The sequence below is a fragment of the Arthrobacter sp. efr-133-TYG-120 genome (genome assembly GCF_030209785.1).
GTDB lineage: Bacteria > Actinomycetota > Actinomycetes > Actinomycetales > Micrococcaceae > Arthrobacter.
Genome location: NZ_JARVRI010000002.1, coordinates 216,412 through 240,261, shown reverse-complemented (window position 1 = coordinate 240,261; position 23,850 = coordinate 216,412). Strand labels below are relative to the sequence as shown.

At 61.5% G+C, this 23,850-nt stretch carries 21 protein-coding genes and 1 other RNA gene; 15 read left to right on the top strand and 7 right to left on the bottom strand.

The features are described from left to right. Positions 1–1,410 (top strand): sugar nucleotide-binding protein, encoded by a 1,410-nt coding sequence (locus QRN51_RS02365; protein WP_284988461.1) that lies wholly within the window; start codon positions 1–3, stop codon positions 1,408–1,410. An 83-nt stretch (positions 1,411–1,493) separates the two neighbouring features. Here the strand turns inward: QRN51_RS02365 and QRN51_RS02360 are convergent, their stop codons facing one another. From QRN51_RS02360 to QRN51_RS02350, 3 genes are all read right to left on the bottom strand, one after another. Further along, positions 1,494–3,212: a DUF2142 domain-containing protein gene (locus QRN51_RS02360; protein WP_284988460.1), complete on the bottom strand. Its 1,719-nt coding sequence runs from the start codon at positions 3,210–3,212 to the stop codon at positions 1,494–1,496. Continuing rightward, a complete protein-coding gene (locus tag QRN51_RS02355; RefSeq protein ID WP_084784325.1) occupies positions 3,209–4,273 on the bottom strand; it encodes a substrate-binding domain-containing protein in 1,065 nt (354 codons plus the stop codon). Before QRN51_RS02355 ends, QRN51_RS02360 begins: the two co-directional genes overlap by 4 nt. A 140-nt stretch (positions 4,274–4,413) precedes the next feature. Then, positions 4,414–6,543: a lysozyme gene (locus tag QRN51_RS02350; RefSeq protein WP_284988459.1), complete on the bottom strand. Its 2,130-nt coding sequence runs from the start codon at positions 6,541–6,543 to the stop codon at positions 4,414–4,416. Between the two features lie 16 nt (positions 6,544–6,559). Between QRN51_RS02350 and QRN51_RS02345 the strand changes: the two genes are divergently transcribed. Beyond that, positions 6,560–6,808 (top strand): hypothetical protein, encoded by a 249-nt coding sequence (locus QRN51_RS02345; RefSeq protein WP_284988458.1) that lies wholly within the window; start codon positions 6,560–6,562, stop codon positions 6,806–6,808. Positions 6,809–7,150: 342 nt separating this feature from the next. Here QRN51_RS02345 and QRN51_RS02340 read toward each other — a convergent pair whose 3' ends face one another. Next, positions 7,151–9,601, bottom strand: a complete 2,451-nt coding sequence (locus QRN51_RS02340; RefSeq protein WP_284988457.1) for a polysaccharide deacetylase family protein — start codon at positions 9,599–9,601, stop codon at positions 7,151–7,153. Positions 9,602–10,162: 561 nt separating this feature from the next. Between QRN51_RS02340 and QRN51_RS02335 the strand changes: the two genes are divergently transcribed. From QRN51_RS02335 to ssrA, 13 genes are all read left to right on the top strand, one after another. Next, a complete protein-coding gene (locus QRN51_RS02335; protein ID WP_284988456.1) occupies positions 10,163–11,386 on the top strand; it encodes a TadA family conjugal transfer-associated ATPase in 1,224 nt (407 codons plus the stop codon). Continuing rightward, positions 11,386–12,240, top strand: a complete 855-nt coding sequence (locus QRN51_RS02330) for a type II secretion system F family protein (protein WP_284988455.1) — start codon at positions 11,386–11,388, stop codon at positions 12,238–12,240. Before QRN51_RS02335 ends, QRN51_RS02330 begins: the two co-directional genes overlap by 1 nt. Beyond that, positions 12,237–13,175, top strand: a complete 939-nt coding sequence (locus tag QRN51_RS02325) for a type II secretion system F family protein (RefSeq protein WP_284988454.1) — start codon at positions 12,237–12,239, stop codon at positions 13,173–13,175. The genes QRN51_RS02330 and QRN51_RS02325 overlap by 4 nt, the downstream gene beginning before the upstream one ends. 160 nt (positions 13,176–13,335) lie before the next feature. After that, on the top strand, positions 13,336–13,599 hold the full coding sequence (locus QRN51_RS02320) for a hypothetical protein (protein WP_332602067.1): 264 nt from the start codon (positions 13,336–13,338) through the stop codon (positions 13,597–13,599). 4 nt (positions 13,600–13,603) lie between these two features. Further along, positions 13,604–14,026: a TadE family protein gene (locus QRN51_RS02315; RefSeq protein WP_284988453.1), complete on the top strand. Its 423-nt coding sequence runs from the start codon at positions 13,604–13,606 to the stop codon at positions 14,024–14,026. Next, entirely contained in the window at positions 14,007–14,540 is a 534-nt protein-coding gene (locus QRN51_RS02310; protein ID WP_284988452.1) for a hypothetical protein, read from the top strand. The genes QRN51_RS02315 and QRN51_RS02310 overlap by 20 nt, the downstream gene beginning before the upstream one ends. A 65-nt stretch (positions 14,541–14,605) precedes the next feature. Beyond that, positions 14,606–15,016: a pilus assembly protein TadG-related protein gene (locus QRN51_RS02305; RefSeq protein ID WP_059387582.1), complete on the top strand. Its 411-nt coding sequence runs from the start codon at positions 14,606–14,608 to the stop codon at positions 15,014–15,016. Between the two features lie 67 nt (positions 15,017–15,083). Then, positions 15,084–16,199: a peptide chain release factor 2 gene (prfB, locus tag QRN51_RS02300; protein ID WP_284988451.1), complete on the top strand. Its 1,116-nt coding sequence runs from the start codon at positions 15,084–15,086 to the stop codon at positions 16,197–16,199. 170 nt (positions 16,200–16,369) lie between these two features. Further along, positions 16,370–17,134 (top strand): cell division ATP-binding protein FtsE, encoded by a 765-nt coding sequence (ftsE, locus tag QRN51_RS02295; RefSeq protein WP_059387583.1) that lies wholly within the window; start codon positions 16,370–16,372, stop codon positions 17,132–17,134. Further along, entirely contained in the window at positions 17,131–18,045 is a 915-nt protein-coding gene (gene ftsX / locus QRN51_RS02290; protein WP_284988450.1) for a permease-like cell division protein FtsX, read from the top strand. The genes ftsE and ftsX overlap by 4 nt, the downstream gene beginning before the upstream one ends. Positions 18,046–18,083: 38 nt before the next feature. Next, entirely contained in the window at positions 18,084–19,475 is a 1,392-nt protein-coding gene (locus tag QRN51_RS02285; RefSeq protein ID WP_284988449.1) for a M23 family metallopeptidase, read from the top strand. A gap of 64 nt (positions 19,476–19,539) precedes the next feature. After that, positions 19,540–20,010, top strand: a complete 471-nt coding sequence (smpB, locus tag QRN51_RS02280; RefSeq protein WP_028264808.1) for an SsrA-binding protein SmpB — start codon at positions 19,540–19,542, stop codon at positions 20,008–20,010. 147 nt (positions 20,011–20,157) lie between these two features. Then, positions 20,158–20,526: a transfer-messenger RNA gene (gene ssrA / locus QRN51_RS02275) on the top strand. 130 nt (positions 20,527–20,656) lie between these two features. On the opposite strand, the gene QRN51_RS02270 is transcribed toward ssrA, so the two are convergent. From QRN51_RS02270 to QRN51_RS02260, 3 genes are read right to left on the bottom strand one after another with little or no spacing between them, the layout of a single operon-like run. Next, the gene (locus tag QRN51_RS02270) at positions 20,657–21,910 is read right to left on the bottom strand and encodes a hypothetical protein (RefSeq protein WP_284988448.1); all 1,254 of its coding nucleotides are present in this window, start codon (positions 21,908–21,910) and stop codon (positions 20,657–20,659) included. Then, positions 21,900–22,655, bottom strand: a complete 756-nt coding sequence (locus tag QRN51_RS02265; protein WP_059387585.1) for a TIGR03943 family putative permease subunit — start codon at positions 22,653–22,655, stop codon at positions 21,900–21,902. Before QRN51_RS02265 ends, QRN51_RS02270 begins: the two co-directional genes overlap by 11 nt. Beyond that, entirely contained in the window at positions 22,645–23,697 is a 1,053-nt protein-coding gene (locus tag QRN51_RS02260; RefSeq protein ID WP_370872224.1) for a permease, read from the bottom strand. The genes QRN51_RS02265 and QRN51_RS02260 overlap by 11 nt, the downstream gene beginning before the upstream one ends. Positions 23,698–23,850 lie beyond the last annotated feature (153 nt).

Sequence of the window (23,850 nt, the reverse complement as noted above, 5' to 3'; positions counted from 1 at the left end):
ATGACGATCGAGTTTTCGAAGCCGCTTGCGGCCCGCGAAACGCCGATTCCCGGCGTCGTTCTCTATGAGCTGCCGGTTCACGGCGACAACCGCGGCTGGTTCAAGGAGAACTGGCAGCGGGAGAAAATGGTCGCGCTTGGGCTGCCGGACTTCCGTCCTGTCCAGAACAACATCTCGTTCAACGAGAAGGCCGGCACAACGCGCGGCATTCACGCCGAGCCCTGGGATAAGTTCATTTCGGTAGCGACGGGCCGGATATTCGGTGCGTGGGTCGACCTGCGTGAAGGTCCTTCTTTCGGCGCGGTCTTCACCGCGGAGCTTGATCCGAGCCAGGCCATCTTCATTCCGCGTGGGGTGGGCAACGCATTCCAGACCCTCGAGGACAATACGGCCTACACGTACCTCGTCAACGATCACTGGTCTGCGGACGCACAGAGCCAGTACACATTCCTCAACCTCGCCGACGAGACCGCTGCCATCGACTGGCCCGTGCCGTTGGACCAGGCTGAGCTGTCCGACAAGGACAAAGCGCATCCGCGCCTCGCCGAGGTCGAGCCGATGCCGTCCCGGAAGATCCTTGTGGTGGGTGCAGACGGCCAGCTTGGCAAGGCATTGCGTGGACTGTACGACGGCGACCCTTCGGTTGAGTTCGCGGCACGAGCCGACTTCGACCTATCAAAGGAAGAGTCGTTCGATGGACGGAACTGGAAGAACTACTCCGCGATCATTAATGCGGCCGCCTACACCGCGGTTGACGCCGCCGAGAGTCCCGAAGGCAGGGAAGCCGCCTGGCAAGTCAACGTCTCGGCCGTCGCGCGCCTCGCCAGGACCGCGATCGAATACGATCTCACGCTCGTTCATGTCTCCTCGGACTATGTCTTCGACGGGTCGCGGGAATCGCACGACGAAAACGAGCCGTACACCCCGCTTGGCGTGTACGGTCAAACCAAAGCCGCCGGGGACGCCGTCGTCAGCGTGGTTCCGCGCCACTACATCGTGCGCACCAGTTGGGTGATCGGCGAAGGCAGCAACTTCGTCCGGACCATGGCCTCGCTCGCCGATCGCGGGATCAAGCCGAGTGTCGTCAACGACCAGATCGGGCGGCTCAGCTTCACGGAAGACATCGCTGCTGGAATCAGGCACCTGTTGGAGTCCCGCGCGCCGTACGGCGCGTACAACCTCAGCAACGACGGTGAGCCGCAGTCGTGGGCGGACATCGCAGGAGACGTCTACGAGCTCCGCGGTGCCTCGGGAGACGACGTCACCGGCGTGAGCACCGAAGAATATTTTGCGGGCAAATCCGCAGCCCCGCGGCCGCTGAAGAGCATCCTCGACTTGAGCAAGATCAAGGGCGCAGGGTTTGTTCCGGCGAGCAGTGCCGAGAGACTGACGGCCTACCTTCGGGGCTAACACTCCGGAGAACGACTGCGTCAGTGCAAAAGGTCTGGCCAGGCAGTGCCTGGCCAGACCTTTTGCGTTGGGTTTTGCGATCTTTACTCGACGCGCTGGCGTTCCGCGGGTTCCTTGCTTGCTTGGTTCCCGACGGCGGCAGTCGCCGGACGGCGCGCCGCCCAACGCAGCGCCCGGATCACCGGGACGGGGAAGAACGGCAGGCCGGGGTAGAGGAAACGGTACAGCTGGGCTGCCGCAACGACCAATGCAACGGCGAAGAGCAGGGTGAGGACTTCCCAGGAAAGGGGCGGCTGCCAATCCGGCTTGGTGAACATCACCAGCCAGTTCGCGAAGTCCGGTATTCCCACTACGTACCGTCGCAGGATGTACACGAAGCCGTAGATATGGGCAGCGCAGGTTGCCCAGAGAAGAATCTTGGCGACCCTGCGGCTGATGAGATTTGCGTGGAACTTGCGGAACCGAAGCGCCAACCCGGCCGAGATGACCGCGATCGCGAACAACGGGAGGCTGTACCTTCCTTGCCAGATGAATCCGCTGCTCGTGACAAGCGCGGCCTGGACCAGGGCGGGAACTACCGCAAGCATTCCGATCGCGGCCCAGAAGCCCAGCTGCAATCTAGCCGGACGCATCAGGAAGACCAGCAGCAACAGGGCAATGAGCAGCATGTTCCAGAACATCAGGACGGCTTGCGGCACCGGAGCATCAAGCCAGCCTGCGACTCCGATGTACTGATTGACGAAGTCGAACGACCTGTCCAGCATGGTGGCGAAGGCGTTGGAGGGCCGAAGGCCTTCAACCGCATTGGAGATTCCGGCGGGCGCCTCGCCTGCCGACGGAGGCGCGGTCAACATGATGAAGTTCCAGATGACACCCAGTGCCACTCCGATGGCGGACAATCCGGCAACTATGAGCAATAGCCGATTGCGGAAGATTGCAACGATGTCGGCGCCGCGGAAGAAGAGGCAGGCCACAATCGCCCCGCAAAGGAGCCACAACAAGGACACGTTCCTGGTGTTGGCCAAGGTCGCTGCCGATACTCCGACTGCCAGGATTCCCGGGCGGGCCAGGTGAAGCTGCCTTGAGTTCTCAAGCACGGAGACCAAACCGCAGAAGGCTGCCATCGACGCCGCGACCTCCAGGGAGTTCGGATTGATTCCCGTGGCCAGGAAGAAAACCATGGGCGTTGTCGCAACCGCGGCCGCAACCATGGGCCACTTGGGATGCCGCAGCCTCGACAGCGCGGTGAACCCGGCCGCATAGAAGGCGGCCGACATGAGTCCACTGACAATCCGCATGGCAAAGATCGCGGGGGCTCCGGACATGAACAGGCTAGGGAGCCCGACGAACCAGTAGTAGAAGGGGTTGTACAAGCCGGCCGAGGTCACGCCGATGGTGGTGTAGGTGTCGCCAACGGGAATGGCAGGCGCACAGCCCGCGGGCATCTCCTTGAGGAAGGCAAAACACCGCTGGGAATCGACGTTGGCGATGTAGGAGGGGACCTGTACGTGGATCCCGTTGCCATAGGACTCGCCGGGACCCGGGAAGAACTGCCCCCTCGCCACGGCTGCTGCCTTGATGGTGTGGGCGGGTTCGTCGGGATACGCCATCAGCGGCGTGGCCAGGATCCAGAGTGTGATCAGGGCTGAGAGCAAGGCAAAAACGCGGATGAAGAAACCGAATCCGGCCTTGGTGGCGGGGGACACGTTGCGAGTCCGGGACCGCAATCCGCCTGCCCGGGGGAGCGACTCCTGCCGAACGTCGGGACGAGCGGGGCCTTGGGCAGCTGGTTGGTCGATCATTGGTCGCTCCCGATCTTCTCAATCAGGCGTGACGCATCCCGCAAGGACTCTTCACTCGGGGAGGCCACCCCTGCGAAATAGGTCGAAGCGACCTGACCATCGGGGCCGACCACGAAGTCTGCCCAGGATTTCACGAGGGACGCAACCTCCCCGTTCTTATAGCTGGTACAAAATGCCTGGTAGTTCACGTTCCCCAATGCGTAGCCGTGGTCGGTCTTGTCCGGAAGGCGAAACTCGACTCCCGTGGCCACCGTTCTGGTGGTGCCGTCCTGGACGGCCGCAGCCACCGAGTCCTTGGACATTCTGACGAAGCTGCCGCCAAACGAGAGCAACGCCGTGTCAAACCGGGACCCGATGGACGCCGAGTCCATGAAGGCTATTGCGCCGGCGGTGCCGTCGACTTTCTTGGCGATGTCGCTGAAGTTCTTGACCTCTTGGCCGCCGGGTATCTTGGCCCACTTGTTGCTTACCCCGGACGACCAACTGGGGGAGGCCGCCAGATAGCCCGTGCTGGCCGAGGTCAGCGCTGAAGCTGTGCTCGCGGTCACCGGGACGATCGGCGCGTCCGGGAGCGTGGTTCCCGGATTGATCGCTGCGATTGCCTTGTCATCCCAGCGATTGATATCTCCGGTGAAGATCCTGGCGAGCAGGTCAGGCGTGAGCTTGAGGCTCCGGATGCTTGGCATATTAAAGACGACGCCGATAGAGGTCACCGAGGTCGGAACGCTGAACGCCCCGTTCGGACCGCATTCCGCTTTGGTTGCGTCTTGTTGCTGAGCGGTCAAGGGGGCGTCGAGGGCTGCATAATAGGCCTGGCCCGTGGCCAAGGCTGTCAGCCCAACGTCAGAGCCGTCCGGAGAATAGCTCAATGACGTGGCCGTGAAGGTCTTTTTCCAAGCGCTGGACCATGCTCCGATCGGATCGCTCTGAATGGGACTTCCAATCGCAGTGAGCGCGCCGCGGATGTTTTGCTGTTTGGCTGGGGGACTGGCACAGGCGGCCAAGCTGATACCGACAAGCAGGAGGCATCCTGCCGCTCGGTGAATCGACCGATGATGCACCGGGGGTCCTTTCGATTACGGGTATAGCTGAGACTTGCGTCTTGATAACCCTAACCGTTCAACCTGAGCGTCGTAGCCCGTTTCGGCTCGATGCCCTCTGGTTGAGGCGCGGTACACAGGTCCCGCTGCGTGCAGGAGACTTAGTAATTCAGGGATTGACAGCCTGCAAGCGCGTTGCCTGAGCTGTACTGCGCTATCCCGATGCCATAAGTACAAACCGTGTATCTGCCCCGTTGAGTGACGGGGACCAGCGTCGAGTAGCCGTGATTTCCGGTAATGCCGAAAGCGTTGTTCACATCAGCCCTCGAAACGTTCGCCGTGAAGGCATACCCCTGACGGCTCCCGTCCGGATACGTAATGTAGACATGCACCGGATTGGACGAGCCCGGAACGGCTGGGTCGTATGTCCACCCCGTCGCCCTGATATTGGCTTGTCCTGACACCGATGCAACTCCGACGGAGTCGAGGTAGCCGGCCGGGACTGGCGTATTGCTTACCTGAATGGACATGCATCCAAGCGCCGTGTTCCCCGAAGCGAGCGGGGCAACCGGGATGGCATAGGCACAGGCGGTGTAGGTGCCGGTGCCCTTGGTTGGCAATGAGGCGCTGAAGCCGTGATTACCGGTAATGCCGAAGGCGTTGTTCAGATCGGGACGGGATTGATTTGCCGTGAATGCCGTGCCGACGTTGCTTCCATCCGGTGCCTGGACGTAGACATGGACAGGAATGCTGGCCGCGGTGTTGGTGGGGTCGAATGCCCAGCCCGTCGCAACGAGGTTGGCCGCGCCGGGCGCCTGCGAGATTCGAATGGAGTCGTAATATCCCTTCGGCGGCGGGTTGGATCCGACAGTGATGTCTTTGCAGCCAAGCGCGGTGTTGTAGTACTGCCCGATGGCATAGGTACACACGTGATATGTACCGGCTTTGCTCAGGCTGATCGACTTGTCGAAGCCATGGTTCGAACCGTAGCCGGTAGCGCTTCCCACATCCGGCCTGGAAGTGTTGGCCGTGATGCGGTAGCCCGTGGTCTGTCCGCTGGGGTCAGTGACGTAGGCGTCGGCGAACGAGGCCGTTTGCGGGTTGGCACGGTCAATGGCCCAGCCCGTCAGGCGAAGGGAAACGTCGTCGGGAGCACGAACCTGTCCGAGCGTGTCGAACGATCCGATGGGAGGTTCAACACCGTTTGCCTGAAAACTCTTGCAGCCAAGGTCTACAGTGCCGTTGACGCTGACGGCGGTGGCGCAAACCTTGTACGTGCCGGATGCGGTGATCTGGATGTTGTTGTCAAAGCCGTGTGCAGGGCCGTAACCGAAGGCTTGATCAACGTCCGGGCGATATGCGTTCGCCAGGAACGAGTACCCGGTGGTCACGTTGACCGGATCGGTAACTGAAATATTGACGGGAGTCGATACCCAAGGTCTGGAAAGGTCTACAGACCAGCCCGTGACCCTCAGGTATGCCGAGGTGGTGTCCCGGACGAGCGACAGTGAATCGAACGAACCCCTGGCTGGATTGCCGGCAAACCTTTGGAGGGAAGCGTAGTCCCCGTTCCAGACGTCCGAGTCGCCGCTGAAGGGACCCGTACTGCTGTACTGCCACATGCTGTAGTTGGCCCAACTGGAAGGAAGAATTCCAGCGTCGTTCGACGGCCCGCCTGGATACGAGGCGACCCAGAGGGGGTAGTCCCCGAATCCGGCAGGATCTCCGGTGCACTGTTTCCACCAACTCGTGTTGGTGTAGATCATCGGGAGCCGTCCCGTCAGGGAACGCATGGTGTTGCCGAAATTCTGTACCCACGACGTGAGCTGGGCGGGCGACATGTCGTAGCAGGTGTTGCCCATGTAGACGCCGTTGATGGTCTGCCCTGCATACGGATTGAACTCAATGTCCAGGACGGGCGGCAACGTTGCGCCGTCCGAGCTCCATCCGCCACCGTTTTGCACGAAGTAGTTGGCTTGATCGGCGCCTGAGGACCAGTTGGGAATCGCGAAGTGGTAGGCGCCGCGGATCATTCCGACTGCCCGCGAGCCTTGGTACTGCGAACTGTACGAGGGGCTGGTGTAGTAGTTTCCCTCACTGGCCTTGACGTAGGCGAATCGCGCCCCCATATTCCACTGCTGCTGCCAATCGACGCCGGCCTGGTAGTAGCTGACATCGAGACCCTGGATGCCGAAGGTGGGTGTCCAGCTGCCCTGGGCGGTTACCGCGCCCTGGACTCGTGGGGAGCGTTGGCCCATCTGCGCGCCCCCTGGTCCGGCAGCTGCGCGCATTGCGGCTTGGCGATCTGTGCTGCTTTGGGTCGTCGCGGTTGGTGACGGCGTTGCTGTCTGGCTTTTTGCTGCCGGCTGCGTCGGTGAAGGCGTTGAGCTTGCGCTCGGCAACTGGGTCGCCGTCGTTTGTGGGGAGTTAGCGGGAGACGACGTCGGGGAGCTCGCCGGGGAGGGCGTCGGTGAAGGAGCCGGTGCTGCAACGGCCGTCGTTGCAGAGAGAAGCAAGACCGCCGCGCCGCACATCGCTGTTAGCGCAAGGTCTTGAACGCGGCGCACCCGGGAAGTGGAGACAGGGGCTTTAAATTGAATGGTCTTCATCTCTTGGCTCCACACGAGATTGCCGGCTCCCGATGGGGCGGCACTTGATTCATTCCGCCGTTTCAAACCCGCGACGGTAAATGGCTGTTGGCACTTCTAATTCGAAGGCAACCATAACACTGATGTGCAAGGTGGTGCTAATGTGGCCAATGGGATTTGAGTGAGTGGTTCAATGCAGTTCGGATACTGTCTGCACGGCCGCCAACAGCCAAACACCGCCGCTCCGGCCTGCGCAGTGCAGGCCGGAGCGGCGGTGTTTTCTTTACTTGGGTTTTGTGTATTCAGTAGTTCATGGCAGGAAATACCCGGAGACGTCCGCGATGAGCTGCGCCGTACCCGAGGATTGGCTGTAGAGCGTGACCTTTCCGTCGGCACCCACGGGGACCGTGACCAAGTTGGGGACAATTTGGTTAGTGGCGTAGTTCAAATTGGAGGTATTCGGCCGGGCGGTTCCGGACGCGTACGCCGTGACGAAGCCGAACGACGTCGGATTGGCCACCGTGAGGTTGAAAGTGACGGCCGAGACTGTCGCCGGGATGCCGCTGATCCCGCCGACCTGGAAGGACACCGTGCCGTTCGGTGCCACCGCAGTGCTGTTCCGCGTATCGAGGAACCTGTTTGGCGCGATGGGTTGGAAGGTTCCCGACGCCGTTGCGGTGCCGGCCAGGTAGTAACCGGAAACGTCCGCGATGAGTTGCGTGGTTCCCGAGGACTGGTTGTAGAGCGTGACTTTTCCGTCCGCGCCCACTGGAACGGTGACACTATTGGGGACGATCTGTCCCGTGGCGTAGTTCAGGTTGGAAGCGTTCGGCCGGGCGGTTCCGGACGCGTACGCCGTGACGAAGCCGAACGACGTCGGATTGGCCACCGTGAGGTTGAAAGTGACGGCCGAGACTGTTGCCGGGATGCCGCTGACCCCGCCGACTTGGAAGGACACCGTTCCGTTCGGTGCCACCGGGGTGCTGTTGCGGGTGTCCAGGAACCGGCTTGGCGCCAGCGCTTGGAACTCACCAGGAGCCGATGTGGCAGCCGGGACGTAGTACCCGGAGACGTCAGCGATCAGTTGCGCGGTTCCCGAGGACTGGTTGTACAGGGTGACCTTCCCGTCCGAACCCACCGGGACCGTGACCAAGTTGGGGACGATCTGCCCCGTGGCGTAGTTCAGGTTGGAGGCGTTCGGCCGTGCGGTTCCCGATGGGTAGGCCGTGACGAAGCCGAACGACGTCGGATTGGCCACCGTGAGGTTGAAGGTCACTGCCGAGACATTCGCCGGGATGCCATTGACGCCGCCGACTTGGAAGGACACCGTGCCCCCTGGCGCCACCGGGGTGCTGTTACGGGTGTCGAGCAGCCTGCTTGGTGTCATCGATTTGAACACGCTGGCCACGGCAACCGAGTCGTACAACGCGTAGTCATCAGTTATCAGGGTTCCATTGCTCAGCAGGTTCAAGCCCATGCTGATTGCGCTCGCACCTGCCGGAACCGGTGGGGAGGTCCAGGTGGCCTGGGTCCACGCTGTTGCCGCGGCAAAGTTCGGACTTGCGGTCCAGTAATTCCACGTGCCAAGGCCAGTTCGGTAGTAGAGCTCGAATTGGGTCGGAGCCGTCGCCGTGTACCAAGCGGACATTTGATAGATATGGCCGGGCGTAGCGCTCGGCGCACATTGGCCCAGGTCCAAAGTCGGCAGTAGCTTGGCATCGCCGTCAACGTAGCCGGAAATGACCATCTGTTCTGCAACGGACCCCGTGTGGCCCGGGGACACGCTGGTGAAGGTGTGGGTGTTGGTGCCGTATGCTCCGATTGCCCAGCAATAGGGGAGTCCGGTGGCCACCGGGCCTGCTGTTTCCAAACTCGGGTTCTGGATCAGGTTTCCGACCGTGATGGGTGGCGGGGCGGCCGGCCCATTGACGAGTGGCTTATCCAGGTCGAGCGCCGGATTTGCGGGATCCGGGAATTGGGCGGCCATCACCTGGCGCACCGTCTTGACGACGATCCTGCCGGCCGTTTGCTCCGTCACCAGCCAATTCACGTACGTCTGGAAGTTGGTGGTCGTGACAGTTAGAGGGTCTGTAGCCGAGTCGAAGTGGTGGAAAGTCAATTGAACCCATCCGCCGCCGGCCTCCGCCTGGGTCACGACGGCCTGCATGTCGGCAACTGCCCACGTGTTGTCTACCTCGTCGGGCGCCTTGGTGAAAAAGAGGTCCGCGGTAGGAACGGGCAGCGGTTCAGCAACTTCGGTCAGCGTTGGGGCGGCTTTGCTTTTCAGATCGCCCAGGCCACGTGCGCTGTTGTAGCCGCAGTTGGCGACTTGTTGCTCGACGGCCGGAGTGGCGGAGGCGAACGGGTAGGCGAAATTCGTGACCCGGAAGCCCATAGTGGTCAGGTTGACGCGGTCATTGCATATCTGGCGTGCCACCTCGTTCGCGTCCATCTGGGCAAGGTCGGGGTGCGTGACCGTGTGCCCGGCAATTTCGTTGCCCGCCGATTGAAGTGCGAGTGCCTGGGCGGTCGTCATGTAGGGAGGCGGGCCACCATTAGGATCGGTCGCGTTGAGGTAACCGGAGGGAAGGAAGAACGTCCCAAACATTCCTTTGGAATTCAAATAGTTCGCCGCAGCCACCTGATCAGCGTTGGCGTCGTCAAATGTCAACGTGACGACAAGAGGACCCGCGGCCTGGGCCGGCCGGGTCAAAAGCGCCGCATTGAAGAGCGTCGCCAAAAGGAGCGCGGCTGCGGCCATGGCAAACGCTTTTCGGTGGTTTTTTTGAGCTTCAAAGGAGGGCCTCCGCCCAATGCGGGAGGCCACCATGCACCCGTCTTGCATCTCAAGTCCGTTCGTCGCGCCTGCAACCTGACCGGTGCGACCTTCTGTGCAGTTTTACCCTCAGCACAATTCGGGGTCGCCAGTACTCATTGTGGGCATTCATTTATTGTTAACCCGGTTGCGCGTCGATGGCTTAACAGCAAAAGGCGCTTGGCCTTTTGGCCAATGGCGCGCGCCTGATTACTTGACGCTACGAGCGGCCAATCAGGGTGTCAACACTCGTATTTAGTCACCGTCAACACTCGAGTAGTGCCTCAAATCCATCCCGGTTTCGTGCATGCCGTGCCGCGGATAGTCCACGCAAAATCCAGCCGCGGCAGGTTCAGTTGAATCCGGGGACTTCCTTGTCAATCGCCGTGCTGTTCGTGGTTATCCACAACCGCCCAAATCTACTTGGCAGGGAGTCGCAACCTCCCCTAGCCTTAACTTGGTTGAAGGTTTCCGCAGCGCCTGGGCGCATGCTGCATTGGGGGGAACATGGAAGCATTGCGCATCGTCGAGGATGAAGTGCGGGAGCTGATTCGTCGGCGCGGACTGGATCCTTCGAGTCAAGCAGTCGAAATTCACCGGCTCGTCGAGGCCGCCGTGAATGATTACGATGAGCGGGCTCTTCTGGGCCCCTTGCCTCCCTTGGGACGCTTGGACACTGCGCGCAAGTACGTGTTCGACGCCGTTGCCGGCTTCGGGCCTATCCAGCCACTTCTGGAGGATCCCACCATCGAAGAGGTCTGGCTGAACGCGCCAAACGAGGTTTACGTTGCCAGGAACGGCGAATCAGAACTTACCTCGATCAGCCTCACCGAGCAGCAGGTTCGCGACCTCGTCGAGCGGATGCTCAAGAGTTCCGGGCGGAGGCTCGACCTCTCCTCACCTTTTGTGGACGCGGCCCTGCCCGATGGCTCTCGGCTCCACGTCGTCATTCCCGACGTCACCCGCCGCCATTGGGCCGTGAATATCCGCAAATTTGTGGTCAAGGCAACCCGGCTCGAGCATCTCGTGGAGTTGGGGACGTTGACGCCCGAGTCAGCCCGGTTCCTGGGAGCCGCGGTCGCCAGTGGATTGAACATTCTCGTCTCAGGAGCCACCCAGGCCGGAAAGACCACAATGCTCAACTGCTTGGCAGCCAATATCGGCTCCCGCGAGCGGGTCATCACCGTCGAAGAGATCTTTGAACTTCGCTTCCCGCTACGCGACGTCGTTGGCCTTCAGTGTCGCCAGCCAAACCTTGAGGGGCAAGGCGAAATTCCCCTCCGCCGGCTCGTCAAAGAGGCTCTTCGTATGCGGCCGGATCGTCTCGTGGTGGGCGAGGTCCGGGAAGCCGAAAGCCTGGACATGCTGATTGCGTTGAATTCTGGCTTGCCGGGCATGTGCACCGTCCATGCAAACTCGGCCCATGACGCCGTGACCAAGATTTGCACCTTGCCGCTGCTGGCCGGCGGGAACATCTCAAGTGCGTTCGTCGTTCCAACCGTGGCCTCATGCATCGATCTCGTGGTTCATTGCAGCCGCCACGCGGACGGTCGCCGGCAAGTCACCGAGATCCTTTCGCTGGGGCGACGCGTGGAGAACGGCATCATCGAGTCGTCCAAGGTATTCACGATGCAGGACGGCCGGCTCCAAGCCACGTCGAATTCCATGCCGGCCGCCGAGAAATTCGCCCGGGCCGGATTTGACGTCGCCGCGCTCCTGGGGCACTTCTAATGGCGCCGCTGCTAGGCGTTCTCTGCGGGCTGGGTGTCTTCCTCATCTGGTGGTCGGCATGGGAACAAGACCCGCTTGCCGTCAAGGAGCCAAAACCTAAACGCCTTGAGTCCTTGTTGCTCACTGCCGGGATCGAAAAAGTGAGCGGCGGGGGATTCATCGCATCGTGCCTCGGATTGGGCCTTTTCGCCGCACTGGTGATCAACATCATGACCGCGTCGTTCTCGATCGCAGCGTGCTTCGGCTTGTTCGGTATGTGGCTTCCCTTGGCCGTTGTCAGTTGGCGGGCGCGCAAGCGGACCGCCATGCTCCGGGAGCTCTGGCCCGATGTCGTCGACCATTTGCGCTCGGCGATCCGTGCGGGGCTTTCGCTGCCCGAGGCGCTTATCCAGCTCGGAGACAAAGGTCCCGAAGAGCTGCGGGCTCTCTTCCGCGAGTTTGCCGCGGACTACCGTTCCGGCGGCCATTTCGATGCGGCGTTGAGCAAACTAAAGGAGCGTTTGGCCGATCCCGTTGCCGACCGGATCATTGAGGCGCTCAGGCTGACCCGGGACGTGGGCGGATCCGATCTGGGCCGCCTTTTGGGAACTCTTGCCGAGTTCCTTCGTGAGAGCGCGAGGACTCGCAGCGAGCTTGAGGCGCGACAATCATGGACCATCAATGGTGCTCGCCTGGCCGTTGCCGCCCCATGGATCGTCCTGATGTTGCTGGCCAGCCGGCCGGAAGCCGTTGCCGCGTATAACTCGGCGGCCGGAGCCAGCGTTCTTGGAGGCGGATTGTTGGTCTCGGCCTTCTGCTATTGGGTCATGCTGCGCATCGCCGCCCTTCCTGAAGATGAAAGGGTCCTTCGATGACTGGGCTGACTGCCTTGGCTGCATTCTGCGGACTTCTTTTGGGAGCCGGATTGTGGCTCATCTTTGTTCGCATGCCATTCATGCGGACGATTCCGTTCGTGGAGCGCATCGAGCCGCAACTCAGGTCCCAGAACCTCGAATCGCGCCTGCTCTCCGCACCCTCGGACATCGCACTGTTCGGCCCCTTGGAGCGCATCCTGCGGCCGGTTTTTCGCGACGCCCTCGGCTACCTGGCGAAGTTCAACCTGGGGACCACATCCCTCAACAAAAAGCTGGCAAAGGCCGGTTCTGGAAAGTCCGCGCTGGACTTCCGCGCGGAGCAACTGCTGTGGGCCGCCGCAGGCTTCGCCGCGGCGCTCGTCGTGGTGGTCGTGAATGCCACCGGGGGTCGGTTCAGTCCGGTGCTCGCGGTTGCTACGGTCCTGGTTTGTGCACTGGCAGGGTTTCTTTTCCGCGACTACATGCTCCGGGTGCAGATCAAACGAAGGGAAAGGCGGATGCTGGCGGAATTCCCGAGCCTTGCCGAGTTGATGGCTCTTGCGGTGGGTGCGGGGGAGAGCGCCAGCGGTGCCCTCGATCGAGTGTGTCGCACAGCCCGCGGCGAACTGGCGAAGGAGTTTGCCCTGGTGTTGGCCGCCACCCGGGCCGGCACACCCCTGATCGAAGCCCTGCACGAGTTTTCGGGACGAACCGAGCTCGGCCCGCTTGTTCGGTTCGTGGATGGAATTGTCGTTGCCGTCGAACGCGGAACTCCCTTGGCCGATGTTTTGCGGGCCCAAGCTGCGGATGTCCGCGATTCAGCCAAGCGGGAACTGATGGAAGCGGCGGGCCGCAAGGAAATCGCCATGATGGTCCCGCTGGTTTTCGGCGTCCTGCCCCTCACGGTGATCTTCGCGGTCTATCCGGGCTTGGCCGCGTTGGATCTTGGCTTCTAATGACGAATCTCAGTCAAGCCTTTTCACATCCGTCACATGGGCGTCCGCCTGAATACCAAGACAGCACGGATCACAATGGATTCCTGCATAAGGAATTGGGAAAGATGAAATGGGAAAGATGAAATGGGAAAGATGAAATGGGGAAGATGAAATGGTGAAAATGAAAAAGCTCGGACGCGAAGGCCTATCCGCTTCAGGACTCTTGCTGTGGCAGCTGTGGACACTCCCGTCGTCCAGATCAGAGCTTGGAACCAACCTGCACAAGTGTCCGGTCCCCGACGACGATCATCCGGAGCGGGGCGATGTACCAGGTTGGGTCATGATCACCCTGATGTCCGCCGCACTTGTCGCGGGCCTGCTGGCGCTGGCCGGCCCGGCACTGGAAGGACTCTTCAACCAGGCGATGAGCAAGGTCGGAAAGTAAGTCCATGCCGTTCCGCAGCCGGGTAGCGGAAGATGGCAGTGGCGTGAGGGTCGGCAGGGGCGATGAACGCGGCTCCGCCGTCGTGGATTTTGTGCTGGTCGGCGGTCTGTTGACGGTATTCTTCCTCGCTGTCATTCAACTGACCCTCATATTGCACGTGCGCAATACGCTCATTGATGCGGCCTCGTCCGGAGCCCGTTACGGCACTCTCGCCGACAGGACATCGTCCGATGCCCGTGAGCGCACAGCAGAGCTGATCGGAACGGCGCTGAACGCGGACTTTGCCCGGGACATCTCGACATCGGAGGCCAGCTTCCAGGGAATCCGCACCTTGGAGGTGACAGTCCGTGCACCATTGCCAGTTATCGGACTGATTGGTCCCGTAGCAGGGCTGGAGGTGAGGGGCCATGCTGCGACTTCGGGTTGATCCTGGCCGTGCAGCGCTCTCCCGCTTCAGGGAGGTGGTCTGCCTGCCGGCGGCGGAGGGGCCGGCGGCGGAGGGCCGCGAACCTGCCGGCCCTCCGTGTGCCCCTGAGAGGGGAAGCGCGGTGGTCGAGTTCATCCTCCTGTCCCTCCTACTCATGGTTCCCGTGGTCTATTTCATCGTCACTATTGGACAGATCCAGGGCGGTTCCTTCGCCGTCGTGGGGGCAGCGGACCAAGCCGCCAAGGTCTATGTCATGCAGAAGGACACCTCCCAAGGGCGCGTCGCCGCTGAACAGGCTGCCCTTCTGGCCCTTGCCGACTATGGCCATTCCGCGGAGCGGGCAAATGTCGACGTCGCGTGCGACCGCGGCGATTGCCTGTCCGCCGGCGCTGCTGTGACGGTGACGGTCAAGCTCACGGTGCCGTTGCCCATGCTGCCCTTTGGAGACACCCTGAATCTGGACGCCGCGAATCTGAGTGCGTCGGCTACGCAAATCGTCGGGCGGTTCCGGTGAGAGGTCTTCCCGCGAAGACGGACATCCTGCTATCCCGAAAATCAGAGGCGGAAGGCGGCCATTTGATGGTCTTGACCATCGGCTATGTCGTGGTCGCGTTATTGCTTGCAACGGTCGTTGCTGCGGCCTCGGCCATCTACATCGAACATAAGAAGCTCCTCTCCGTGGCGGACGGAGCTTCTGTGGCGGCCGCGGACAGCTATGCCCTCGGCCAAGTGGACAGCGGCGCCGAAACGCCGTCGGCCGTCCTCAACAGCGCGCGGGTAAGAGGTATTACCGAGTCATACCTCAGCCAAAACGGCGCCCATTCACGGTTCGATCAACTTGCCGTCGGCCCGGGTACCGGGAGTCCGGACAACACCACGGCCGAAGTGGTGCTCAGCGCGGTTGCCCATCCGCCTGTGGTCAGCTTTCTGCTTCCCGACGGTGTTCCGATCGAAGCCCGTTCCACTGCGCGTTCCCGGCTGACCCGCTGATTTTCAAGCGTCACACGTCCAGGCTCCGTGCCAAGGCCGTCAACGGATGGCGTACTCTGGAACAACCATGGCTCAGATTGACTTTCCCGCAGAAATCCGCGCGCTTCGCTCCACTTACCGCTCCATCGAACAGGTTTCCGATGTCGAGAAGCTCAAGGAAGAGATCGCAGAACTGAGCGAGCGGGCTGGTGAACCGAACCTCTGGGACGATCCGGCTGCCGCCCAGGTAATTACGTCCAAGTTGTCCCACCGGCAGTCGGAGCTTGAACGCTTGAACAGGCTGACGGGCCGCATCGACGATCTTGAGGTCCTTGTCGAGCTCGGCCAGGACGAGGACGACGACGCCTCCATGGTGGAGGCGGCCACGGAACTCGAATCAATCCGCAAGGCCCTCAAGGAACTTGAAGTGGTTACCCTGCTCTCGGGCGAATACGACGAACGCGAGGCCGTCGTCACGATTCGTGCGGGCGCCGGCGGTGTTGATGCGGCGGACTTCGCCGAAATGCTCATGCGCATGTACCTGCGCTGGGCAGAACGCCATGGCTACCCGACTACCGTGATGGACACCTCGTACGCCGAAGAGGCCGGCCTCAAATCGGCTACTTTCGAGGTCAAAGCGCCGTACGCTTTCGGTACCCTCAGCGTCGAAGCCGGGACGCACCGGCTTGTCCGGATCAGCCCGTTCGACAACCAGGGACGGCGACAGACGTCCTTTGCCGCCGTCGAAGTCATCCCGCTCATTGAGCAGACCGACTCGATCGACATTCCGGACAACGAGATCCGCGTCGATGTCTTCCGCTCTTCCGGCCCTGGCGGGCAGTCCGTCAACACGACGGACTCCGCAGTACGTTTGACCCATATCCCCACAGGGATTGTCGTCTCCATGCAGAACGAGAAGTCCCAGTTGCAGAACCGCGCAGCCGCGATGCGCGTGCTCCAATCAAGGCTCCTCCTCCTGAAAAAGGAGCAGGAAGATGCCGAGAAGAAGGCATTCGCAGGTGACGTGAAGGCATCGTGGGGGGACCAGATGCGTTCGTATGTGCTCAATCCGTACCAGATGGTCAAAGACTTGCGGACTGAGCACGAAGTGGGCAACACGTCTGCGGTGTTCGACGGCGACATCGACGACTTCATTGACGCAGGGATTCGCTGGCGCACAGGTAACCGCAACGCCGAGGGATAAGGCGCCCGGGCTGATTACTTGATTGGGCGACACACCGCGCCAAGCCCGCGATTCCATCGCGGAGCGTGCGTATAGTCGAAGAGCCGGCGCTCAACTTCCCCCAATGAAAGCCCGTGCGCTGGCGGTTGGACTGGTCGAACGTGGCATGTCCGGCGGGGTTCTGAAGAGTCATGATCCGATTTGAGAATGTCACCAAGGTCTACGACCCCAATGCCCGTCCGGCGCTGGATGCTGTCAACCTTGAGATTGACCGTGGAGAATTCACCTTCCTCGTCGGGGCCTCGGGTTCCGGCAAGTCGACGTTTCTACGACTCATTCTGAAGGAAGACCGGGCAACATCCGGTTCCGTCTACGTCGCGGGCCAGAACGTGGCCAACATTTCAAGCTGGCGGGTCCCCAAACTTCGCCGCGGAATCGGTGTCGTTTTCCAAGACTTCCGCCTGTTGCCGCAGAAGAATGTCTTCGCCAACGTTGCCTTCGCCATGCAGGTGATCGGAAAAAGCCGCAGCATCATCCGCGAGACGGTTCCGGAAGTGCTGAAGACTGTTGGGCTTGAAGGCAAGGAACGTCGCATGCCGCATGAGCTGTCCGGTGGTGAGCAGCAGCGCGTGGCCATCGCCCGCGCCGTCGTCAACCGTCCCGGCATCCTGCTGGCGGACGAACCCACCGGAAACCTGGACCCCATTACCTCGATGGGCATTATGGGCGTTCTCGACAAGATCAACCAGAACGGCACCACTGTGGTCATGGCGACGCACGACGACGACATTGTGAACGAGATGCGCAAGCGCGTGGTGGAGCTCCGGAACGGAGTGGTGGTCCGCGATGAGGCAAGGGCCCTCTACACCTCGATGATTCCGGTAGTGGGAGAGTCCCGGCGGATGAAGGACGCGAGCGATGCGGAAATCGACCGCGCGCAGGGGGTCCAGCAGTGAGGCTCGCTTTTATCCTGGGCGAGATCGGCAGCGGTCTGCGCCGGAACCTGTCAATGGTGATTTCCGTCGTCCTGGTGACTTTTGTCTCGCTCACCTTTGTTGGTGCGGCCGGAATGCTGCAGATGCAGATCAACCAGATGAAGGGCTACTGGTATGACAAAGTCCAGGTCGCCATCTTCCTCTGCAACGACTCCTCGACATCGACCGGATGTGCCTCGGGTGCGGTCACCAAGGAGCAGCAGGCCAATCTGGCCAGAATGCTCGATTCGCCGGCTGTCAAGCAGTACATCACCGACTACCAGTTCGAATCGCAAGCCGATGCGTTCAAGCACTTCAAGGAACAGTTCTCCAACTCTCCGATCGTTGATTCGGTAACCCAGGACCAGCTTCCTTCGTCTTTCCGAATCAACATGAAGGACCCCCAGAAGTACCAGATCATCAGCGAAACGTTCTCGTCCCAGGCCGGGGTGGAGACCGTGAGCGATCAGCGCCAGGTCCTTGAACGGATCTTTGAGTGGATGAACGGCGCCTCTGTGGCGGCAATGGTGGTGGCGGGAGTCATGATCTTCTGTGCAGTCCTGCTTATCACCACGACCATCAGGCTGTCCGCGTTCAGCCGGCGACGGGAAACAGGCATCATGCGCCTCGTTGGAGCATCGAAGACCGTCATCCAACTGCCGTTCATCCTCGAAGGCGTCATCGCCGCCGTCGTGGGTGCAGTCCTGGCCTCAGGCACATTGTGGCTGGTGGCACAGTTCTGGCTCAACGGAGACTTGTCGCGGCAGTTCCTGAACACTCCGTTTATTTCCTCGACCCAGGTACTCGTGATTGCGCCTGTCCTGATAGCGTTGGGCGGTGGCTTGGCCGGGATATCGTCGCTCCTGACCCTCCGCCGATATCTCAAGGTCTAGCCATGAAGAGCACTGATCCCGGGCGAACAGGACAGCCGATGACACGGAAGTACCAGGCTGCGCTGCAGCTGCGCAAAGTGAGCGGCCGGGCGAAGGTCGCCGGCTCTGTGCTGGCCATTGCGCTCGCCGCGAGCCTCGGCACCGCGCCCGGGGCGCACGCTGACAATCTCGATGACCAACAGGCTGCCCTCAACGCGGAATCGGCGCGTGTGCAGCAGTCGCTGGAATTCGTTGACGCCAACATCGCCAAGGCGGCCGGCGACCTCGTTGTCTACCAAGGACAGCTCCCGGGAGCGCAACAGGCACTCCTCGAAGCCCAGGGCAAGGTTGCCACAGCAGTCAAGGAGGCTGATGCCTTGGCCGCCCGCGTGGATCTGGCGCAGCAGAGTAAAGCCCAGATCACCCAGCAACTGGAAAACGACAAGCAAAAGATCACCGATACCAAGAAGCTCATCGGCCAGATCGCGGCGCAGGCGTATAAATCCGGAGGGGTTCCAACGAACGTCGCTTTGCTGTTCGGATCGAACGACGGCGGCAACCTCACGGAAACCATGGACCTCGCCAACCAAGCGATGCGCAGCCAGAACGCCGCGATGACGAAATTGACGCAGCAGAGCGCGACGAACGTGAACTCCCAGGCCCGGCTCACCGCCGTCGAACAGGAAATCCGCGATCTCAAGGCAAAGGCGGACGCCGCACTTGAGCGTGAGAAGGCAGCCCGGGATGACGCCGCTGCCAAGAAGGCGGAGGTGGACAAACTCATCTCCGACACCACTCGTCTCAACGCCCAGCTTCAAGCAGCCAAACCCGGGATCCAAGCCCAACTCCAGCAAGTGAAGGCGAACCAGGACGCCGTCGCCGCGGAAATCTCGGAACGTGACCGTAAACTGCGCGAAGCTTGGTTGGCCGAACAGCAGCGCCTCGCCGCAGCCGCGGCGGCCGCGGCCCAGGCGCAAAACCAGGCAGCCCCGCAGCCTTTTGTCCCACCGGCGAGCAACCCGCGCTCGAACTTCGGCCTGATTCACCCGGTGCCTGCGAACATCCCGATCACGTCAGGCTTCGGTTGGCGTGCGACGCCGCCTGGAACCATCGATTTCTACGGCCAGGGCGGCTATATGCACACGGGCATCGACTTCGGTGCCCCCTGCGGAACGCCGGTATACGCAGCCGCTGCAGGCACGGTGTTTTCTGCAGGTTGGGGCAACGACGGCGGTGGCAACCGTGTCAAGATATCGCACGGAGTCATCAATGGTGATTCCCTGACCACGGTTTACTACCACAACACCAGCGTGGTGGTTTCCTCCGGACAGCAAGTGAGTCAAGGTCAGCTCATTGCCTATTCAGGTACCACGGGTAACTCCACCGGTTGCCACGTGCACTTTGAAACCTGGGTTAATGGGCAGGCTGTTGACCCGATGAACCTTTTGTAGCCCACACGACAGGGATCTGCTGGCGTAGACTAGTGTGATTCTTCGACAACCAAGGAGTTCTACCGTGCCCAAGGAAAGTGGCCGTAAGGTAGTGGCCACCAATCGCAAGGCTCGGCATGACTACCACATATTGGATACCTATGAGGCCGGCATTGCCCTCATGGGAACCGAAGTAAAGTCCCTGCGTGAAGGCCATGCATCGATGGTCGACGGTTTCTGCACCTTCTACAATGACGAGTTGTGGATGGAGGGCATCCATATCCCTGAGTACAACCAGGGGAGCTGGACCAACCATGCCGCGCGCCGCCGTCGGAAGCTGTTGCTTCACCGCGAGGAACTCAACAAGATCTCCGGCAAGATCCGCGAGACCGGGCTGACCGTAGTGCCGCTCCAGCTGTACTTCCTGGATGGACGCGCCAAAGTCGAGATCGCCTTGGCTCGAGGCAAGAAAGATTACGACAAGCGGCAGACCCTGCGTGAGCAGCAGGACAAGCGCGAATCGCTACGCGAACTGCGCGAGCGCAACCGCCGTTGATTTCCCCCAGGCCGCCACGCGGGTAGGCAGCCAAGGCGTGTCCCGGAATGTTCGGGCGCCGCGATGCGTTATGATGATTAATCCGGCAGGTTTTTAGGTGGTCGTTTTCGGGCGGTCGTTGTCCTGCGGGGATTGATAACAAAATACGGGGATGATCGGTTTCGACGATGTTAGTCGCGACAGGTGAAGCGGGCCGAGGATGCAGAATTATCTCGTAAACGCTGTCTGCAAACCAATAAGTGCCAATTCTAAGCGCACTGACTTCGCTCTTGCTGCCTAAGCAGTAAGACAGTCCGTCAGCCCGAGGTTGCTATTGCCCCGGATCCTGGCGTCATTTAGATAGCCACTGCTGTTTGCCTTCGTCATCGAGGCAAGCGGGACTCTTAGATGACTGGGCCCGGATCAGCTACTTGTTCGCAGGATAGCTGGGGCCGAGAAAGTCCGACGCGAACTGCGCCCGGAGAAGCCCTGACAACACGACATCGGACGGGGGTTCAATTCCCCCCATCTCCACTTTTTGTGATGAGTCGAGACATCCTTCATGGATGAGTCGGGTCATCGGTAACACCCCGGTCTTCGGACCGGGGTGTTTTTCTTTGCCCGCGGGAGCATCAGACCACGATGGCCGGCCGTTGCCCGGGTATGTTCACCCGCACCAACTGGGGAGGAAACCGGGAACGCTTTTCACGACAGTGCCCGATTTCAAGTCCACGAGGTCTGTCCGCATGGGAGTCGGTTCGGGGCGGACCGGGTATTGGTCGCCCGCATATTGGGGTGCCGCTGTTTCGACGGCGAGGTAGTCGCTGGCCGGTGAGACGCAGGTGTCCAGGATGCGCGACCAGGCAGCGTCAGGCCGGTAGAGCACGCGCGATCCGTTCCGGTCGGTGAGATTGACCAATGAGGTCTCCTTTCCGGCGTCGAACTTTCTCACCACCTGCGCAAACTGCCCCGAACCGTCGAGGACCACGGGCTGGCCCACGGTGGTCGTGGCGCTTTGGTTGTTCTCCGGGGCGGCGCCTCCCGCGAGGGTCGCCGGCGTGAGCGCACCGTTGGAGAGATTGATGGTCGAATACCGTGGCGGGTCGACGCCCACCCTCAGCCCCGGGTCGCTCACCGCAAGCTCGTTCGTCCCGGGGAATCCGAGGATTCCGGCATGCGTGCCCAAAGGGGACACCTTGCCGGAGTCGAGCGGATCGATGAGGAAGATGGATTGGTCGTCTGCCTGCGCCACCAAGGTGGCGGCGCCGGGAACAAAGCGCCAGTCCGTCGCAGTGACCGGACCGTGGATGCCCTGGACAGCCCACGGAGCGGACGACGGTTTGTCGACGTCGTAGACAAAGAGCGTTTTCCAGTACTGGCCAGTGGCAGAAGAAGCGGTGAACGTGAAGCCTATGAGGTGATTGGATCCTGCCGCGTGAAGGTTGGCCACCGTCCCGAGGCTTGGCAAAGGAACGAGCGACGGTGGGCCGCCGGTGAGCGGGACCATCTCAAGTGAGCTGGTGTTGTCATCGTTGACGGTGACGACGGCGAGGGCGGACGGCAGGGCAGCATACTCCTGGATGCGGGGGGCACTGAGAATGACGGTGCCCTGATCGCTTCCGGAGAGGCTTGAGCCGAGGATGGTGTCCGGCTTCTTCAGGCCTGAGTTGTCTTTGCCGGTGTCCCTCTGGAGGGTGTACAGCGAGAAGGCGGCCGGAGTGGCCGAGCGGGCCAGGGCCGAAGTGGAATGGGGGTGCGGTAGCTTCGAAAGGTTTGCTACGGTCAACCCGCCGGCAAGGACGGCAAGGATCGCGATGGCGCCGTAGAGGCGCCGGGCAAAACGGCGTCCGGCCAGTAGCTCTGCTGCGGCAGCAATGGCCGCGGCCCGCTTGGCTGAGACGGGACGGCGCTTAGTAGACATAGGGCTGTGCCGGCTGGGTGGTGGGCTTGATGGAGTCCGGTATCAGAACAATTGACTCACGACTGGCCGCATTGGGGTTGGCGCGAAAGCTGCTGGTGACCGTGACCCAGCTGTCGGTTTTGTACTCGTTCTGCCAGCCGGGGTGATAGACGGGAACGCCGATCGGCTGGGCGTCAACGGCGCAGCAGGTCACCACGAAACGGGTCACGAAGAAGACGTTTGGATCTGTCTTGTCCGCGCTGATGAACCCGGTCACGGTGGCGGTCTTGTCGGCAAAAAAGTCCTGCCCCGCGCCGGAGCGGAGCAACGATGCCCAGTCCCTCACCGTGAAAGCGGAGTAGTCTCCCTTGCCGGGCAGTGCGGGTGCTTTCAGTGTCAGGGCGGATGCCGAACCGTTGAGGTCCCGTTGCGCGACGGTGGCAGTCGTAAGGGTCGACGGCGGCAGGATGAGTAAGGCGACGACTGCGGCGATGATGGTCAGCACGCTTCCGACCGGCCACAGCCAGCCCCATCGCGAACCGGGCTCATCGGTGTGCTCGTGCCCGTCTTGGGTGCCGGGAGCAAAGGCGAAGGCCGCGAGGGCAAGTACTCCTGCGATCACGGCCATGATGACCGTGAACACGAAATACCGCGGATGGATATACAAGGCAAGCTGCCCTGACACGCCCAGCCAGATCGTTGCGATGAGGCCGATCAGGCTGAGGACCACGCCCTGCCACCGGCCCACGAGCCGCCTAATGACCATAGTTGACCGCCAATCCGAGGACCGCCGCGCAAAGTGCCACCAGCAGGCTGAGCTGAAGGAGGGTTTTCGCGGTGAACGTGGTGCGCATCAGGGCGAGCATTTTCACATCGATCATGGGCCCGAAGACGAGGAAAGCCACAATGCCCCCCGGCATGAAGGTTGCTCCGAAAGACAGGATAAAGAAGGCATCCACGTTTGAGCAGATCGCAACGACGAAAGCCAACACCATCAATGCCAAGACAGACCAGACCGGGTTGCTACCCAAAGCGACCAGCACTTCGCGGGAAACGGCAACTTGGATCAGCCCCGCCATGCCTGCACCAACAAACAGTGCAGGCATCATTGCGCGTGTCTCCTGGGCGAACATCTGCACGCTGCGCCTGATCCTTCCGGTAGAGCCGGCGTGGTGGTCTGCTATTGAACATGTCTCCTGGAACCGGGCGGTCAGCAGCTCACCTGGCCGCGGATGCCGGCTGTAGATCCAACCGACAAGGTTGGCGATGAAGAAGCCGCCCAGGACACGGGAGGCCAGGATGCCGTTGTCCCAACCAAACGCCTGCGCGGTGGTGACGATGGTGACGGGGTTCAGGATGGGTGCCGCGAACAGGAAAGTCATCGATTCCGCAACCGTCAGGCCGTTGACCACCAGACCCCGGGCAAGCGGAACATTGCCGCATTCGCAAACAGGCAGCAGCATTCCCAAAAGCGACAGGACGAGCCTCCGCAGCACCGGGTTCCGCGGCAGGCGGCGGAGCAGCATGCCCTCCGGCAGCCAGACCTGGACAGCGATCGAGAGGACGATCCCGAGGAAAACGAACGGCAGGGACTCGACGACGACGCTGATCGACAGTGTGGCGAAGTCGCGGGCAGCGTTGGGTAGAGCAAAGACCTCCGGCGTTGATGGTGCCAGCACCCGGACGGCCGCGAACAGTGCAATGAGGGCGAGCCCGACGATGAGACCGGCGGCAGACTTCGACGCGAAAGCACGTGACGGGCTTCCGTGCTCGCGTCCCGGCTGTTCGCGTTTGTCGACTGCAGGCAGCGTCACAGTCACTCCTTACTCCTCGGACCCGGTCGGGGACACCGGAAGGGGCTGCGAAAACCGACTGTACACGCCGCTCACGTTCGCGACTAGCCTGTCAGCCCTGCCGGTTTCCGAACCGGGCAGAGCTCCGCTACTCGCTGCGCGGGAGAC

Excerpts from the sequence above, each read along its gene's own strand:
- QRN51_RS02365 (WP_284988461.1), top strand. The coding sequence starts at position 1 with ATGACGATCGAGTTTTCGAAGCCGCTTGCGGCCCGCGAAACGCCGATT.
- QRN51_RS02360 (WP_284988460.1), bottom strand. The coding sequence starts at position 3,212 with ATGATCGACCAACCAGCTGCCCAAGGCCCCGCTCGTCCCGACGTTCGG.
- QRN51_RS02350 (WP_284988459.1), bottom strand. The coding sequence starts at position 6,543 with ATGCGCGCAGCTGCCGGACCAGGGGGCGCGCAGATGGGCCAACGCTCC.
- QRN51_RS02340 (WP_284988457.1), bottom strand. The coding sequence starts at position 9,601 with ATGGCCGCAGCCGCGCTCCTTTTGGCGACGCTCTTCAATGCGGCGCTT.
- QRN51_RS02335 (WP_284988456.1), top strand. The coding sequence starts at position 10,163 with ATGGAAGCATTGCGCATCGTCGAGGATGAAGTGCGGGAGCTGATTCGT.
- QRN51_RS02330 (WP_284988455.1), top strand. The coding sequence starts at position 11,386 with ATGGCGCCGCTGCTAGGCGTTCTCTGCGGGCTGGGTGTCTTCCTCATC.
- QRN51_RS02325 (WP_284988454.1), top strand. The coding sequence starts at position 12,237 with ATGACTGGGCTGACTGCCTTGGCTGCATTCTGCGGACTTCTTTTGGGA.
- QRN51_RS02320 (WP_332602067.1), top strand. The coding sequence starts at position 13,336 with ATGAAAAAGCTCGGACGCGAAGGCCTATCCGCTTCAGGACTCTTGCTG.
- QRN51_RS02315 (WP_284988453.1), top strand. The coding sequence starts at position 13,604 with ATGCCGTTCCGCAGCCGGGTAGCGGAAGATGGCAGTGGCGTGAGGGTC.
- QRN51_RS02310 (WP_284988452.1), top strand. The coding sequence starts at position 14,007 with ATGCTGCGACTTCGGGTTGATCCTGGCCGTGCAGCGCTCTCCCGCTTC.
- QRN51_RS02305 (WP_059387582.1), top strand. The coding sequence starts at position 14,606 with ATGGTCTTGACCATCGGCTATGTCGTGGTCGCGTTATTGCTTGCAACG.
- prfB (WP_284988451.1), top strand. The coding sequence starts at position 15,084 with ATGGCTCAGATTGACTTTCCCGCAGAAATCCGCGCGCTTCGCTCCACT.
- ftsE (WP_059387583.1), top strand. The coding sequence starts at position 16,370 with ATGATCCGATTTGAGAATGTCACCAAGGTCTACGACCCCAATGCCCGT.
- QRN51_RS02285 (WP_284988449.1), top strand. The coding sequence starts at position 18,084 with ATGACACGGAAGTACCAGGCTGCGCTGCAGCTGCGCAAAGTGAGCGGC.
- QRN51_RS02270 (WP_284988448.1), bottom strand. The coding sequence starts at position 21,910 with ATGTCTACTAAGCGCCGTCCCGTCTCAGCCAAGCGGGCCGCGGCCATT.
- QRN51_RS02265 (WP_059387585.1), bottom strand. The coding sequence starts at position 22,655 with ATGGTCATTAGGCGGCTCGTGGGCCGGTGGCAGGGCGTGGTCCTCAGC.